This window comes from Arthrobacter sp. NPDC056727 (assembly GCF_042790555.1).
In the GTDB taxonomy this organism is placed as follows: Bacteria; Actinomycetota; Actinomycetes; order Actinomycetales; family Micrococcaceae; genus Arthrobacter.
In genome coordinates, this window is the sequence record NZ_JBHTZA010000010.1 from 107,547 (window position 1) to 121,510 (window position 13,964).

Below are 13,964 nucleotides of genomic sequence, written 5' to 3' on the forward strand. Positions count from 1 at the left end.
GGGGCGTGGGCAGCAAAAGGGCCCCGGATCCTGGCGGATCCGGGGCCCTCGGCATCAAAGCCGGTCACCCTAAAGCGGTGCAGAAATGTTCGCCGTCAGCCGGTCCGGCCGCGGCAACCGGTCAGTACCAGTTGTTGGCGAGGTGCCAGTTCAGCGCATCGCACGGGGAGCCGTAACGCTCCTTGATGTAGCCCAGGCCCCAGTTGATCTGAGTGCGGTAGTTGGTGCGGTAGTCCGCGCCGGAGCTCGCCATCTTCTCGGCGGGCAGCGACTGCACGATGCCGTAGGCGCCGCTGCTGGCGTTGGTGGCCGTGGTGCGCCATTCCGATTCCTTGGTCCAGAGCCGGTTCAGGCACTGCATCTGGTCTGCGGACCAGCCGAAGGAACCGAGCTTGCTGGCCGCGTAGGCCTGCGCGCCGGCGGGATCATTCACGGCGACCGGGGCAGCAGCCTTCACGGGGGCCACCTTGACGGCAACCTTGGCAACAGGAGCAGCCTTGGCGGCCGGCTTCGGGGCGGCCTTGACGGCAACCTTGGCAACAGGAGCAGCCTTGGCGGCCGGCTTCGGGGTGGCCTTGGCGGTCGCCTTGGTGGCGGACTGCGCCGCGATGGACGCCGCAGTCGGGGCCGGAAGGGCGGAGATCAGCGTCTTGTCGAAGCTCAGCGTCTGCCCGGCGTCAGCGGTGGCCGCTGTCGTCGGGGCGGCGGACGGCGCAGCCTGGTCGGCGGCCTGGCCGGCGGCGCCGACGCCCACGAGCACGGCGGCTGCGGTGGTCAGGATGGCTGCCCGGCGCCCAAAGGACGGAAGGTTTGCGGCGAAGCGGCCCAATGCCGTCGTGGGCGGCGTCGGTTCGGCGCGGTGCCGGGAAATGCCGGGGCGTGACGTCGTGCGGCCAGGCTTGTTCGAGGCGCGTTCAGGGCGCGCCTGAATCTTGAATTCAGACATGGTGGATTGCCTCTCAACACCTGCGGAGTTAGCTGTCGGGTTCGGATGAGGTCATCCGGCCGCACGGAAAATTCACGTGTCGGCTTCACCCCAAGGGCTGATGCGGAAAGCCCGGGACTCTGGTTCCCCCGCCTCTGCCTGATGTAGCGGAATCCGGGAAGCGGCAGAGCTGGGCGTCAATCCGGAGATGCGGCTCCAGTGGCGGCCGCACCCTATCGACGGTACAGGAGGCTTTTGATTAAGTCACATTTAGGTAACGGACATCACGACGACGGCGCGGCGCCTTGCGTGGGGAGCCGGACGGCAAATTCGGTCCGGCCGGGCCGGGATGTCACCTCGACCGTGCCGCCGTGCGCCTCGACGATGGACTGCACGATGGACAGGCCCAGGCCGCTGGTTCCCTCCGCCGAAGCCACGCCCGCGTCTCCCTGCGAAATCCCCGGCTCCCCCTGTGATGCGGGGGTGCGGAGGGCGGTTGGCGCGGTTTCGCCACCTGCGGCGGAGCCCTTCGCCGCCGCCGGTGCCGGCGCCAGGGCCGACCTTGCCGGCGTCGCACGTGACGCGTCTGCGCGGGCGAAGCGCGCGAAGACCTTGTCCACGAATTCGGGCGGGATGCCGGCGCCGTCGTCCGTGACAGTAATCACAGCACTGCCGTCGGCTGAGCGCAGGACGCCGGTGGTCACCGTGGTGCCGGGCGGAGTGTGCTTGCGTGCGTTCGAGAGCAGGTTGACCAGCACCTGGTGCAGCTGCGAGGCGTCGCCCCGGACCGATACCGGTTCCTCCGGAAGGTCGAGATGCCACGCCCGGTCCGGCGCCATGACTTTTTCATCGCTGACGGTCTCGATCACGAGCTGCGTGAGATCCACGTCGCTGAGTTTGAGCGGCTGGCCCTCGTCGAGCCGGGCGAGCAGCAGGAGGTCCTCCACCAGCGCGGTCATGCGTTCCGACTGGCTCTGCACGCGGGCAAGCGAGCGCTGGCCGTCCGGGGTGAACCTTTCGGTCATGCGCATCAGCTCCGTGTAGCCGCGGATGGCCGTGAGCGGGGTGCGGAGCTCATGCGAGGCATCCGCCACGAACTGCCGCACCTTCATTTCGCTTTCCTGCCGCGCTTCCAGCGCGTTGGAGACGTTGTCCAGCATCTGGTTCAGGGCGTGCCCCACGCTGCCCACTTCAGTTCCGGGGTGGGTGTTCGACGGCGGGACGCGGACGGCGAGTGCCACCTCACCGGCGTCCAGCGGCAGGCGGGACACCTGGGTCGCCACCTCGGAGAGCTGTTCCAGCGGCTTCATGGTGCGGCGGATGAGCACCGTCCCGGCCAGGCCGATCAGCACGAGGCCGCCCAGCGACACGATGGTGATGGTCCAGACCAGTGACGTCAGGGTGCTCTGCTTGTCTGCCAGCGGGAGTCCGGTCACCATGACGTCGCCGTAGGGTGTCTGGGCGGCCACCAGCCGGTAGGCCCCGGTGGACAGGGTGCGGTCGACGGGGCCGCCGTCAAGGCGGAGCCCCAGAAGGGTCTGGTTGTCTGCGGCCGAGAGAGTCTTGCGGCTGGCATCGGAGGCCAGGAATCCCGCGCTGACCTGCCCGGACTGGATCCTGGCCACCAGGGTGCCCACCCGCTGGCCCCGGCCTTCGAGAGGATCCGGCTTGTTGCCGGCAGAGCCCAGCGGCGGACGGCCAAAGTCCCGGGCCCTGTCAGCGGCGCCGGTGAGTTGATCGTCGAGCTGGCGGGTCAGGAAGGAATCCATCGACGCGTAGCTGAAGAGGCCGATGGCGGCACAGATCGCCACAAGGAGTGCCATCGCCACCAGGACCAGGCGCGTGCGCAAATGCCAGGTGCCCGGCTTCAGCCAGCTCCGGCGCTGCGTGCGGACGGCTCCGGAAAGGTTTGCCACGGCCTACTCTGCCGGCTTGATGACGTAGCCCGCGCCGCGGACGGTGTGGATCATCGGCGGGTGCACGGCATCGACCTTCTTGCGCAGGTAGGAGATGTACAGCTCCACGATGTTGGCCTGGCCGCCGAAGTCATAGTTCCACACCCGGTCCAGGATCTGGGCCTTGCTGACCACGCGCTTGGGGTTCTCCATGAGGTAGCGCAGCAGCTCAAACTGGGTTGCTGTCAGCTGCAGCTCGTCGCCCGCCCGGGTGACTTCGCGTGTGTCGAGGTTCAGGACGAGGTCGCCCACCACGAGTTCAGCGGAGTCCATCGCGGCCACGCCGGAGCGCTGGACCAGCCGGTGCAGGCGCAGCAGGACTTCCTCCATGCTGAACGGCTTGGTGACGTAGTCGTCGCCGCCCGCGGCGAGGCCCACGATGCGGTCCTGTACCGCGTCCTTGGCGGTGAGGAACAGGGCGGGGACCTCCGGCGCGAAGGCGCGGATCCTGCCCAGGAGCTCGACGCCGTCGAACCCTGGAAGCATCACGTCCAGCACCAGCACGTCGGGGCGGAACTCCTTGGCGAGTTTCACGGCCCCAGGGCCGTCCGCGGCGACGGCGACGGACCAGCCGGCCATGCGCAGGCCCATGCTCATGAGCTCGGAAAGGCTCGGCTCGTCGTCGACCACCAGGGCGCGGATGGGGGAGCCGTCCGGGTGGGTCAGCTGGGGAAGGTTGTTGGTCATGGAGTGCGAAGTGGCCATGTGACAACTCTCCGTTCTGGTGTTTAGCCGCCGCTTTGGCAACCCTGTGCGCCGGCTGTGAATCCCAGCCTAGCGAGCTGGAAGGCGCGCTGTACGTACTTTTCAGGTCACAGCCATGGCTCTTGCGCCGCACAGCCCAATCACAGGAAGGCTTTCCAGTCTGGAACGGACACTTCCGCACCCCTAAGGAGATCGCAATGAGCGGACAGCAGCACGCACCTGTTCCGGAAACCACACCCCTGCCTCCGGCGCCTCAGCCGGACGGGCACGCCTACCAGCCAGGACCGGACGCGGGGCCGGCTGCCCGGCCGTCCGCGGGGCCCACCGCAGGACCGGACGCCGGGCCCGACGCCGAAACGGACCGGATGCCGGTGGCCGGCCAGGGGTCCGGAACCTCGCCGGGCTGGGGTGGGGGCTGGGGAGGGCCGCCGTCGGCCGGAAAAGCGGGCGGTTCGGCTGCCGGCGGCAAGCCGTGGACCATGAAGCGCGGGCTGGTGGTGGCGGGCGCGGCGACCGTTCTGGCTGCTGGTGCCGGAGCCACTGTGTACGGGCTGGGCAGCAACGCTGCCGCTGCCAACGGAACAGCCGCCGGGACCCGGGGTGGCTCGGCCCAGGGCGGTGTCCAGGGTGGCCTGCCCCAGGATGGCGGTTCCATGGGCGGTCCGGGCGGTATGCAGGCACCGGGCAGCGGAACAGTGCCGGGCCAGGGAGGCGACTTCGCGCCCGACGGCCTTGGCGGCATGGGCAGCGGCATCTCCACGGCGGTCCATTCGGAATACGTCGTGGAAGAGAACGGGCAATACGTCACCAAGGTGGCGCAGCTCGGCACCGTTTCGGCGGTTTCCTCCGGTTCGGTCACGGTGAGGAGTGCCGACGGCTTCACACGCACCTACACGCTCAGCGGTGACACGGCGGTGAGCAACATGCTGCAGCGGCGGCGGCAGTCGGCAACGGGCGAACTGACGTCGGCGGATATCGTGTCCGGGGCCACCGTCAGGATCGTGGCCGGCAAGGATGGTTCGGCGTTTGCCGCCGAGAGCGTCCAGGTGAGCGGGACCGCCACCACCCAGTCAGGCGGGAGCAGCGGTTCGGGCGCACGCACGGGCTCGAGCCAGTCCAGCTGACCAGTGCGGGAAGGGGCGGCGCCCAGGCAACCGGGCGCTGCCGCCGTCGTTCGTTTGGATTTGACCAACGGCTCCAAGCCGGGCCTGGCAAAAAGTCCCTGGCGGGGCCGCGTCATAGCTGGACAATCGGCGAATCGCCGCTGCGGGTTTCCGGCAATTCAAGCGTCATTGAATATTCAGCGAGTATTTACCCCAAAATCGAAGAAGATTCTGTATGGGCGGCTTTCCGACCGTTTGTTCAGGAAAATTAATCCCAAAAATGCCCGCTGACAAAACTGTGATTTATCACACAAACTGGCTGTTTGTCTCAGCATGCGGACAGTTCCGTCCATTGTTACTTGCAAGTTTTCATTGTTACGTTGCACACTTTCAAATGTGAACAAGAACTCAACAGCAACTGCAGCCGCAGAATACTGGCCCAGCACACCCGCTGCTGCCGACATGCGCTGTTGTCGAATGCACGCCTGACTTTCACCACCCACGAAGTTTTTAGGCATTCGCCCCCAGCCCAGCGTAGGGCGCCCCTCCCCAAGACATTGCGGGGACCCAAGCATTCGAGCCGCGATGACGGCCATTCACATTGAGGTAAGCAAACATGTCAGTTGCATCCGGATACGTCCACATCTCAGTCCGTAACGCCAATAAGGCCGGCCAGGCGCCGGGCCTGCGCCAGGGATTCGGCGCCCGCCCCGCCTTCGCTCCGGGAGGACAGGCCAACAGCATCCCCGCCGCCCCGGGTTATGCACCCCAGGGCTACAACCCGAACTCGTACGGCCAGCTCCGCGCCGTGCAGGCCGAGGAAGCCGCGCCGCTGACCGCGCCCACGCCTCTGGTGGCCCCGCTCGCCGCTGCGCCGGTCCGGCCCGTTCCCAACGACAACGTCGCCCGCGGATTCGTCCTGTACATGGGCATTGACGAGGAAACCGCGGCTGCCGCCGGCACCTCGATCGCCAAGCTTGCCCAGGAGATCCGGGCCTACGCCCAGTCGCTGGTTACCGGTGCTGAAAGCTACGCCGCCGTTGCCGTGGCACCGGCCAGCGCGCCGGGCTCCGCGCTCGACGTCGTCCGTTCCACTTTCGGTGATCCGACCGTCAACGCCCGGCAGCGCACCGAGACCGCACGCCCGCAGCCGGCCCAGGATCCCCGCCCCTCCGGTGTCCTGATCGACCTTGCCCGCCGCGAGGTCCACCTCGACGGCGAGTCCCTGAACCTGACGTTCAAGGAATTCGAACTGCTCAACTACCTCGTGGAGAACGGCACCCGCACCGTGGGCCGCGACGAACTGCTCGAGGGCCTGTGGCGCAACGCCGAAGAAGTGCCGAATGAGCGGACCATCGACGTCCACATCCGCCGCCTCCGCTCGAAGCTGGGCCGCCTTGCCAACACCGTGCGCACCGTCCGCGGCCAGGGCTACCGCTTCTACGAGCACCCCGAGGTGGTTGTCTGGGCCGCTCCGGAGTACTCGATCTAGTCTCCGCGCCGCTCCGCGGCTGATGTGGGCTTGCGATAGTAGGGTGAGTCCATGAGCGCGCACCATAAGAAGCGGCTGGTCCTCATGCGCCACGCCAAAGCCGACTGGCCGGGCGGGGTGGCGGACCATGAGCGTCCCCTGGAGGAACGCGGTCACCGCGAGGCCCCGCTTGCGGGCAAGTGGCTGCTCAAGCACAACATCGTCCCGGATTTCATCCTCTGCTCCAGTGCGCTGCGCACGCGGCAGACCTGCACCTGGGTGTGCAGCGAACTCGGCGAGAAGGCCCCGACGCCGAAACTTGAGGACGGGCTCTACGGCGCCTCAGCGCTGCGCATGCTTGCGGTCATCAACCACGTGCCGGACACCGTGACCACGCTGATGGTGATCTCCCACATGCCCGGGGTGCAGGACCTGGCCATGCACCTGGCATCCCGGGACTCCAACCATGACGCCTACATGGATGCCGCAACACGCTTTCCCACCAGCGGACTGACAGTGCTGGAAACGGAGAAACCCTGGGCTGAACTGGACGGCCAGGACGCCAGGCTCACCCACTTCAAGGTCCCGCGCGCACACTAGCCGCAGCCGCGCAGAGGCCGGCGCAGGCGAGTAGGCTTGTCCCCAGCGTCGTCTAATGGGGAAGGGCCGCCATGCTGAATTCTGTACCCGCCCGGTGGCGGGCCGGGGCCCGGCGGTTCGCTGCCGCCGTCGTTGTTCTTCTGATGCTTTCCGCCGGGGCACAGCAGGCCGCGGCAGCACCGTCAGGTGAGGTACTGTCCACGCAGGTGGTGTCGAACCCCAGCCATGCGTGGGTCCTGGTGAACAAGTCACGGCCGCTTAATCCCCGGCAGTTCGCGCCGGCGGACCTCGTCAGCTGGAACGGCAGCGGCCATCTGCTGCGGCGCCAGGTCGCCGGTGCCTTGAGCCAGCTGTTCGCCGGGGCGCGCGCCGCCGGATATTCCCTCGAAGTCATCAGCGGTTACCGGTCCTACGCGTCCCAGAGTGCCCTGTACAGCTCCTACGTCCAGATGTACGGGCAGGCCTATGCGGACCAGATCTCTGCCAGGCCCGGCTACAGCGAGCATCAGACCGGGCTCGCGGCGGACATCGGCAACGCCGGCGGTGGCTGTGGCCTCACAGCCTGCTTCGGGACCACCCCGGGCGGGCGCTGGGTGGCGGCGAATGCCCACCGCTACGGATTCATTGTGCGCTACCCGCAGGGTTACTCCGGCATCACCGGCTACACCTATGAGCCATGGCACCTAAGGTTCGTCGGCGTTCCGCTGGCCACCGACATGAAGAGCCGCGGCATCCCCACCATGGAACAGTACTTTTCCGCCCGCCCCACCATCAGGAGCGGGGCGGACGTGCTCGCCGCCGATTCCGCCGGCGTGCTGTGGTCCTATCCCGCCAACGGCCGGGGCGGATTTGGCACGCGCGTCCGGATCGGACCGGGCTGGTCAGGCCTGAAGGCCGGCTTCGTCGCCGACTGGAACGCCGACGGCGTGAACGACATCGTGGCCCAGTGGAAGACCGGGACGCTCTCCGTGTACCGCGGCAAGCTCTCCGGCGGCTTCCTCAGCCCTATCCGCGTGGGCACGTCGGGATGGCAGTCCATGACCATCAGCGTGGGCAAGTGGCAGAACGGCATCCGGTATCCGGGTGTCGTGGCCACGGCCGCTGAAGGCGCCATGTACTACTACCCGAACGCCAGCGGCGGTGCGCTGAGCGCAAAGCTGCGGATCGGGCAGGGATTCCAGGGCATGAAACTGGCCATGGCGGACTTCGACAATGACCGCCGCCAGGACCTGCTGGTCACCAAGGCGTCCGGCGAGCTCCTGCTGTACAGGTCCGACGGCGCCGGGAAGTTCGCAGCCGAACCCCGCCGCCCGGTGGGGACAGGATGGAATGCAGTGGTCCAGTCCTCCGCCTCGTTCGGCTTCCAGGGGCCGGGAACGCGCGGACTCATCGCCAAGACCACCGACGGGCGCCTCGTCTACTACGGCCTGGGCAACAGCCAGTTCACCGGTCTTAGTGCCGTCGGGCCGGGCTGGCAGTCGTTCAACATCTTCCGGTAGACCAGCCCTGTGCCGGTGGCGCGGCGTCCGGATCTTCCCGTCGGACGACCTGAATGGTCGGCCCTTAGGTGTGGGGGTTGGCCTGCAGCCGCGGAGAATAGAGCGCCGGGCGCCGGTCGCTGAGCGTATCGTTGCGCGGCCCGATACGGGTGCGTTCGGCCGGCACGGTGATGACTGTATCCAGCCGGCCGGCAGCATCAGTCGCACCGGCTGGCCAGCCGTCGCAGCCGGTCGCTGCGGTGCCCTGGGTCCACGTACGGCCGCGCTCGGTGCCGCCACGGTCACAGCAGACGATGGCCACACAGGACGCTCTGGCAGCCGCCATGGCCTGGACCACTTCCGGGGCGTGTTCGCCGGCTGGCCGCGGCACCAAAGGCCAGTTGGTAGGAACTGCGATGATCTCGGCCCCGCCGAGTGCCAGCGACCGCGGCATCTCCGGAAACTCGAGGTCGTAGCAGATCAGTACCCCGAGCGGCCCGAGCGGGGTCTGAACCACCGGCGGCGGCGCGCTGCCTGGCTCGAACAGCGACTGCTCCTCATCCCAGAGGTGTGTCTTTCGGTAGACGGAAATGACACCTGCGTGTGTCATGACGGCGGCACTGTTGAAGAGCGAGTGCTCGCCGCGTTCGCAGAATCCCAGGACCAGCACCATGCCCGGATCGAGCAGCGAAGCCCATTGGCCGAAGGTGGGATCATCCGCGGCCAGGGCGCACCGCTCCGCCTCGTCGGGCCGGAGGTAGTAGCCGCTGGTAGCGAGCTCCGGCAGGACGAGCAGCTGCACGCCGTCTTTTACCGCAGCATGGATCGCCTCCTCGATCATGCGAAGATTTGCTGCGAGGTCGCCTATGCTCGGTGCCAGCTCGTGGGCCCGCACAGCCACGCTGCGTCCGGCTGCCGCCGCCGCGGCAGGAGACGTCGCCTGGTCCCGGGGTTCTGCGGCCATTACGCGAGTGCGGGCGGGGTTTGTCCGGCCACCAGCTCGCCGGCCCGTTCGAGCCGCATAGTCGCGGTGGCGCGGTGCGCCGCCATGCCTTCGGAATCCGAAATGACGGCAACGGCCGTGGCGAGGTCAGTCGTGGCCTCTCGGTCGACACGCTGATAGGTGAGCGGCTTAAGGAACCGGGATACCGACAGTCCGGCAGAGTGCCTGGCGCCCCCGGCCGTCGGCAGTACGTGGTTGGTTCCGGCCATACCCTTGTCGGAGTAGGCCACCGTGCTCCATTCGCCGATGAAGAGCGATCCGTAGTTGCGGAGGGCGGCGTGGTAGTAGTCGTTGTCGGCTGTCAGGATTTCCAAGTGTTCCGGTGCCAGGTCATCCATCAGCGTCACCGCCACCTCACGGCTGGATGCTAACGTCACCGATCCGTAGTCGCGCCAGGCGGCGCCGGCGATCTGAGCGGTTTCAAGGGTTGCCAGTTGGCGCTCCACGGCTGCAATGACCTCCAGCCCGAGTTCCTCGGATGTCGTGACGAGGGCGGCGGGGGAGTTGGGGCCGTGTTCAGCCTGGCCGAGCAAATCGGCCGCGACCAGTTCGGCGTCCGCGCTCTCGTCAGCGATCACCGCTACTTCCGAGGGGCCGGCGAGCAGGTCGATGGCCGCCGTACCGAACAACTGGCGCTTGGCTTCAGCCACATAGGCGTTGCCGGCCCCCACCAGCATGTCCACCGGAAGGTCGCCAAGCAGCCCGAAAGCCATTGCGGCCAGCGCCTGTACGCCGCCGAGCACAAAGAGCCGGTCGACGCCGGACAGGTGCGCGGCATAGACCACGGCATCGTTGGCGAAGCCGCCGGGCTGCGGAGGAGTGCAGGCCGAGACGGCGGGAACCCCGGCCGCCTTGGCCACCCCCACCGTCATGAAGGCGCTGGCCGTCAGCGGGAAGCGCCCGGCAGGCAGGTAGGCGCCCACGCGTGAGACGGGGATGTACCGTACCCCGGCGTGGAGCCCGGGTATGAGTTCGGTATCGAAGTCCACGAGGTGGTCCCGCTGCACCCGGGCAAACGCCTGGGTGCGTGCGGCCCCCAGTTCAATTGCCGCACGCAGGTCCGCCGGGAGCCGGTCCCCGCTGGAGGCGATCCGGGCGACGGGCAGTTCGATGTCGCCGCCGTCCCAGCCGTCAAGTTTTTCCGCGTAGCGCAGGACGGCATCGATGCCTCCCGCCTCGATCTCGCGGAGCATTTCCGAGACGGTGGTGATGACGGCGGGGTCGCGCTGCGCAGCAGGCGCGTTCACCGCCGGCGTTTTAAGGTGGCGGTAGGAGCCATGGAGGTCTTTGAGGACTGCAGGAGTAAAAAGCATGCAGCGATCCTAGGCACGAGCCGAAATACCGCACAAGAGCTATGAAAGCTATCAAAGGTATAGCTTGTCCCTATGACCCTGACACAGCTTCGAGCTTTCCTCATGGCCGCGACCCTCGGATCGTTTACCGCTGCGGCCCTTGAACTCGGCACCACGCAACCGACCATTTCCGAACTTGTGCGCAAGCTCGAGGCCGTATGCGGGCTCCAGCTGTTTGTGCGCGGCGGCCGCCGGCTCGTTCTGACATCGGCGGGGCATGAGCTGCTGCCGTGGGCCCGCCGCGCCGTGGAAGGAGCCGATGGCGCCGAGCAGTCCCTGAGCGCGCTCCGCGGGCTCAGCGGCGGGGTGGCCTCCATGGGGGTGCTGCGCAACGCGTCCTACTATTTCCTTTCCGATCTGGCGGTACGGTTCCATGCCGAGCGGCCGGGGGTGCGCACCCGGCTGGTGGGCCAGAATTCCGTCGAAGTGGCCGACGCCGTGCGGTCGGGCGAGCTCGAAGCCGGACTCGTGGTGCTTCCCGTCAACGACGACGGCCTGTCTGTCACGCCGCTGTTGCGTGACGAGGTGCTGTGGGCCAGTTCCGACCCCGAGCGCGTCCGAAAGCCCATAACCGTGGAGGCGATCACGGAAGCTCCGCTGATTCTCTACGACGCCCACTACGGCTGGCAGGACCCCACCAGACGCCAACTGGCAGAACGCGCCCAGCTGGCGGGGATCCGGCTGGAGCCGATGATCGAGGTCGAGAACGTGGAGTCAGCCCTGCGCCTGGTGGCCCGCGGCGTGGGCGAAACCCTCACTTCGCGGGCAGTTTCGGTCAGTGACATCTTCCCGCAGGGCGTGTTCACCGTCCCGTTTGCGGATCCCCTGTACGACACCATCGCCGTCGTGGTCCGGGAGGACGCGGCCCTCTCGCCGGCGACCGCCGAATTGGTGCGGCTGGCGACAGAGATGGTGATGAAATCTGCCCAACCGGCTTAGTCCATAGGGAGGGGCTATGCGCTCCAAAGGTTTATATCGTCTTGTGCGATGCCTCGATCGTTCCTAATGTCGGAAAACCGAGGTTTTACCGTCGTCCGGAAAGTCCCATGGATGTTGCGCCTCGCGTATCTGACCACTTTTGAGGAGAACCATGAGCCAATCCGCCATGGATGTTTCGCAGCCGGCGGGACAGCCCGAACTTGTCGAATCCCGTTCCATTGACTGGGTGCCCCTGACCGAGCGCCGGGGCAAGCCCTGGAGTCTGTTCCCGCTCTGGTTCATGTCCAACGCCAACGTAACCACTCTGGCGACGGGCATGCTCGGAGCCGCGCTGGGTGCGTCCTTCTTGACCTCGTTGCTCGCAATCTGCCTCGGCGTTGCGGTGGGAACTGTGTTTACGGCCTTCCACTCCGCGCAGGGTCCCCAGCTCGGGCTACCTCAGATGATCCAGTCGCGGGCCCAGTTCGGTTTCCGTGGCGTCGCCGTAATCTGCGCCATCGTGGTCTTCAGCCTTGTCGGGTTCAACATGTTCAACCAGATGCTGGCCGCCGAGATACTGACCATGACCACCGGCGTTGATGCGAACCCGCTGTGGTATTTCATCATCAGCGGCCTCGCGCTCGTGCTCGCCATTTTCGGCTATCACTGGATCCACAACACGCAGAAATGGCTGACCTTGGTCTTCCTGCTGACATTCGGCGTCTTTACGGCGGCTACGCTCGTCTTCCTGCCGCTCGATCCCGCCCAGTTCTCTCTCTCGGGATTCGACTGGGTGCCGTTCCTGCTGCAATTCGGTGCCGCCGCAGCCTATGCCCTCGGCTGGGCACCCTATGTCTCGGACTATTCCCGGTACCTTCCCCCGGAGACAAAGCCGGGCAGGGCACTGTTCTACACATATGGTGGGGTCTTCGTCGGAGCGGTGTGGCTGATGGCCCTCGGCGCATTCGTCGCCGCCGTTTTCCAGGGAGCATCGCCGCTTGAAGGCGTCCGTGACGCCGCCGATCAGATTCTCCCCGGCGCCGGGTTCTGGCTGCTCATTGCGGCGCTTCCCGGGCTGGTCAGCGTCATCACCATTAACATCTATGCGGCAGCCATGGAACTCATCACCATCGCCGATTCGGTCAGGCCGGTCCGGCCTACACGGGCCCTCCGCATCCTCGGGTGCACCATCATCGCCCTGGCAGCCTTCATCGGCTCACTCCTGAGCACCGGTGACTTCCTTGCCAACTTCGGCAGTTTCCTGGTGATCCTGCTGTACGTGCTCGTGCCCTGGACCTCCGTCAATCTCGTCGACTACTACTTCGTGCGCCGCGGACACTACGCCATCAGGGAGATCTTCACACCCAACGGAATCTACGGGACCTGGGCCTGGCGCGGGATGACCGCCTACCTGATCGGCATCATCGCGATGACACCCTTCGCCGTCACCGCCTGGTACGTCGGCCCCGTTGCCCAAGCTCTTGGGGGAGCAGACCTGGCCCTGTTTGCGGGCTTGGCGGCCTCTGCCATCGCCTACCTCATCCTGGGCCGGACTATCGACTTCGAAGCGGAGCAGCGCGCTGCCGAAGCCGGCCGCCAGACGACCGGACAGGAAGCCGTGCGGTTCTGGAATCCCGCTTCACACTAGCGAATGCTGCACGCTTGTCAGGCGCCGACCGGCCAGGCCAGGCCAGCCCGCCGTGCGGCCAAGGCTGAACCCGTGCTGCAGCTTCAGCGGCGTGGAGCCCTGCCGGTTCCCGTCTTTGTTCCTGCCGCTCGCGGCGGAGCCACCCTCGGAGGCGGGGTACGCTGCGGCGGCGTTTGCCGCGTTCCCGCTTTCTGGCCCGGGGTCTGTTGCGTAGATTGCCGGGCACCGGCCGGGAGCCTGGCCGCGGGCCGCGCCGGTGCTCCGGCCGCGCGAGACGCGGACGCGGGAGTCTGTCTGCCGCCCGTACCGGACCGGCTGGCGGTGCCGGCCCTGCCGGCCCGGGCGTTGCCTGCGCTTCGGGCTGGTCCTCCGCTCCGGGGCCTGGCCGCTGCAGCAGGGCCGGCGTGCCGCAACCGGCGGCGGGACGGCCAGACCGCCGCACAGAACAGCACCAGCAGGGTCAGCACCCCTGAAGCCGCCGCAAGGTAGAAGTAAATGTCCGAATCCCGGGAAGCCACCGCCTGGCCCAGGGCGGCTGCGTCCTGGTTGAAGGCCAGTCCCCACATGCGCAGGAACGCTATGCTGCAGCCGATGAACAGGCTGGTGCCGGCGCCGCCCGCCAGCAGGGCAAGGTAGCGCCGCCTGGCGAAGGCTTCGGACACGGACGCCACGTACCCCACCGCCACGGCGGCGAGAAAGGCAACCAGTGCGGCTTCCTCAAGCGTGATGGCGGTCAGCACCAGCAGGCCCGCCGCCGCGGCAAACGCGCCGATCGCTGTCTTTCCGCTGTTACCCATGTGGCCCAT

The 13,964-nt window shown here is 67.2% G+C and carries 13 protein-coding genes and 1 riboswitch; of the genes, 6 read left to right on the top strand and 7 right to left on the bottom strand.

All coding sequences use genetic code 11. The annotated features are described in order from the left end of the window. Positions 1 to 121 precede the first annotated feature (121 nt). The 3 genes from ACFRAH_RS12140 to ACFRAH_RS12150 all read right to left on the bottom strand — a co-directional run bounded on the left by ACFRAH_RS12140 (position 122) and on the right by ACFRAH_RS12150 (position 3,585). Positions 122 to 946 carry a hypothetical protein gene (locus ACFRAH_RS12140; RefSeq protein ID WP_377991133.1) on the bottom strand — a complete coding sequence of 275 codons (825 nt, stop codon included), beginning with the start codon at positions 944 to 946 and terminating at the stop codon, positions 122 to 124. A gap of 5 nt (positions 947 to 951) precedes the next feature. Next, positions 952 to 1,115: riboswitch (cyclic di-AMP (ydaO/yuaA leader) on the bottom strand. A gap of 94 nt (positions 1,116 to 1,209) precedes the next feature. Then, positions 1,210 to 2,841 (bottom strand): ATP-binding protein, encoded by a 1,632-nt coding sequence (locus ACFRAH_RS12145; protein WP_377991134.1) that lies wholly within the window; start codon positions 2,839 to 2,841, stop codon positions 1,210 to 1,212. 3 nt (positions 2,842 to 2,844) lie between these two features. After that, positions 2,845 to 3,585 (bottom strand): response regulator transcription factor, encoded by a 741-nt coding sequence (locus ACFRAH_RS12150; RefSeq protein WP_377991135.1) that lies wholly within the window; start codon positions 3,583 to 3,585, stop codon positions 2,845 to 2,847. Between the two features lie 197 nt (positions 3,586 to 3,782). On the opposite strand from ACFRAH_RS12150, the gene ACFRAH_RS12155 reads away from it, so the two are divergent. Then, complete coding sequence (locus ACFRAH_RS12155) at positions 3,783 to 4,709, top strand: hypothetical protein (RefSeq protein WP_377991136.1); 927 nt, start codon at positions 3,783 to 3,785, stop codon at positions 4,707 to 4,709. Positions 4,710 to 4,885: 176 nt separating this feature from the next. Here ACFRAH_RS12155 and ACFRAH_RS12160 read toward each other — a convergent pair whose 3' ends face one another. Then, the gene (locus ACFRAH_RS12160; protein WP_377991137.1) at positions 4,886 to 5,206 is read right to left on the bottom strand and encodes a hypothetical protein; all 321 of its coding nucleotides are present in this window, start codon (positions 5,204 to 5,206) and stop codon (positions 4,886 to 4,888) included. Positions 5,207 to 5,304: 98 nt separating this feature from the next. On the opposite strand from ACFRAH_RS12160, the gene ACFRAH_RS12165 reads away from it, so the two are divergent. The 3 genes from ACFRAH_RS12165 to ACFRAH_RS12175 all read left to right on the top strand — a co-directional run bounded on the left by ACFRAH_RS12165 (position 5,305) and on the right by ACFRAH_RS12175 (position 8,258). After that, positions 5,305 to 6,180 (top strand): winged helix-turn-helix domain-containing protein, encoded by an 876-nt coding sequence (locus ACFRAH_RS12165; RefSeq protein ID WP_377991138.1) that lies wholly within the window; start codon positions 5,305 to 5,307, stop codon positions 6,178 to 6,180. Positions 6,181 to 6,231: 51 nt separating this feature from the next. Further along, complete coding sequence (locus ACFRAH_RS12170; RefSeq protein ID WP_377962975.1) at positions 6,232 to 6,759, top strand: SixA phosphatase family protein; 528 nt, start codon at positions 6,232 to 6,234, stop codon at positions 6,757 to 6,759. Between the two features lie 71 nt (positions 6,760 to 6,830). Beyond that, the gene (locus ACFRAH_RS12175; RefSeq protein WP_377991139.1) at positions 6,831 to 8,258 is read left to right on the top strand and encodes a D-alanyl-D-alanine carboxypeptidase family protein; all 1,428 of its coding nucleotides are present in this window, start codon (positions 6,831 to 6,833) and stop codon (positions 8,256 to 8,258) included. A 64-nt stretch (positions 8,259 to 8,322) separates the two neighbouring features. Here the strand turns inward: ACFRAH_RS12175 and ACFRAH_RS12180 are convergent, their stop codons facing one another. Beyond that, a complete protein-coding gene (locus tag ACFRAH_RS12180; RefSeq protein WP_377991140.1) occupies positions 8,323 to 9,201 on the bottom strand; it encodes a nitrilase-related carbon-nitrogen hydrolase in 879 nt (292 codons plus the stop codon). Next, a complete protein-coding gene (gene hisD / locus ACFRAH_RS12185) occupies positions 9,201 to 10,553 on the bottom strand; it encodes a histidinol dehydrogenase (protein ID WP_377991141.1) in 1,353 nt (450 codons plus the stop codon). The genes ACFRAH_RS12180 and hisD overlap by 1 nt, the downstream gene beginning before the upstream one ends. A gap of 72 nt (positions 10,554 to 10,625) precedes the next feature. Here hisD and ACFRAH_RS12190 point away from each other — a divergent pair, with 72 nt between their 5' ends. Then, entirely contained in the window at positions 10,626 to 11,531 is a 906-nt protein-coding gene (locus ACFRAH_RS12190; RefSeq protein WP_377991142.1) for a LysR family transcriptional regulator, read from the top strand. A gap of 151 nt (positions 11,532 to 11,682) precedes the next feature. Beyond that, positions 11,683 to 13,158, top strand: coding sequence for a purine-cytosine permease family protein (locus ACFRAH_RS12195; RefSeq protein ID WP_377991143.1), 1,476 nt, complete (start codon positions 11,683 to 11,685; stop codon positions 13,156 to 13,158). 83 nt (positions 13,159 to 13,241) lie between these two features. Here ACFRAH_RS12195 and ACFRAH_RS12200 read toward each other — a convergent pair whose 3' ends face one another. Then, entirely contained in the window at positions 13,242 to 13,955 is a 714-nt protein-coding gene (locus tag ACFRAH_RS12200; protein WP_377991144.1) for a hypothetical protein, read from the bottom strand. Positions 13,956 to 13,964 lie beyond the last annotated feature (9 nt).

Excerpts from the sequence above, each read along its gene's own strand:
- ACFRAH_RS12140 (WP_377991133.1), bottom strand. The coding sequence starts at position 946 with ATGTCTGAATTCAAGATTCAGGCGCGCCCTGAACGCGCCTCGAACAAG.
- ACFRAH_RS12195 (WP_377991143.1), top strand. The coding sequence starts at position 11,683 with ATGAGCCAATCCGCCATGGATGTTTCGCAGCCGGCGGGACAGCCCGAA.
- ACFRAH_RS12165 (WP_377991138.1), top strand. The coding sequence starts at position 5,305 with ATGTCAGTTGCATCCGGATACGTCCACATCTCAGTCCGTAACGCCAAT.
- ACFRAH_RS12190 (WP_377991142.1), top strand. The coding sequence starts at position 10,626 with ATGACCCTGACACAGCTTCGAGCTTTCCTCATGGCCGCGACCCTCGGA.
- ACFRAH_RS12150 (WP_377991135.1), bottom strand. The coding sequence starts at position 3,585 with ATGGCCACTTCGCACTCCATGACCAACAACCTTCCCCAGCTGACCCAC.
- ACFRAH_RS12180 (WP_377991140.1), bottom strand. The coding sequence starts at position 9,201 with ATGGCCGCAGAACCCCGGGACCAGGCGACGTCTCCTGCCGCGGCGGCG.
- ACFRAH_RS12200 (WP_377991144.1), bottom strand. The coding sequence starts at position 13,955 with ATGGGTAACAGCGGAAAGACAGCGATCGGCGCGTTTGCCGCGGCGGCG.
- hisD (WP_377991141.1), bottom strand. The coding sequence starts at position 10,553 with ATGCTTTTTACTCCTGCAGTCCTCAAAGACCTCCATGGCTCCTACCGC.
- ACFRAH_RS12160 (WP_377991137.1), bottom strand. The coding sequence starts at position 5,206 with ATGCCTAAAAACTTCGTGGGTGGTGAAAGTCAGGCGTGCATTCGACAA.
- ACFRAH_RS12175 (WP_377991139.1), top strand. The coding sequence starts at position 6,831 with ATGCTGAATTCTGTACCCGCCCGGTGGCGGGCCGGGGCCCGGCGGTTC.
- ACFRAH_RS12170 (WP_377962975.1), top strand. The coding sequence starts at position 6,232 with ATGAGCGCGCACCATAAGAAGCGGCTGGTCCTCATGCGCCACGCCAAA.
- ACFRAH_RS12155 (WP_377991136.1), top strand. The coding sequence starts at position 3,783 with ATGAGCGGACAGCAGCACGCACCTGTTCCGGAAACCACACCCCTGCCT.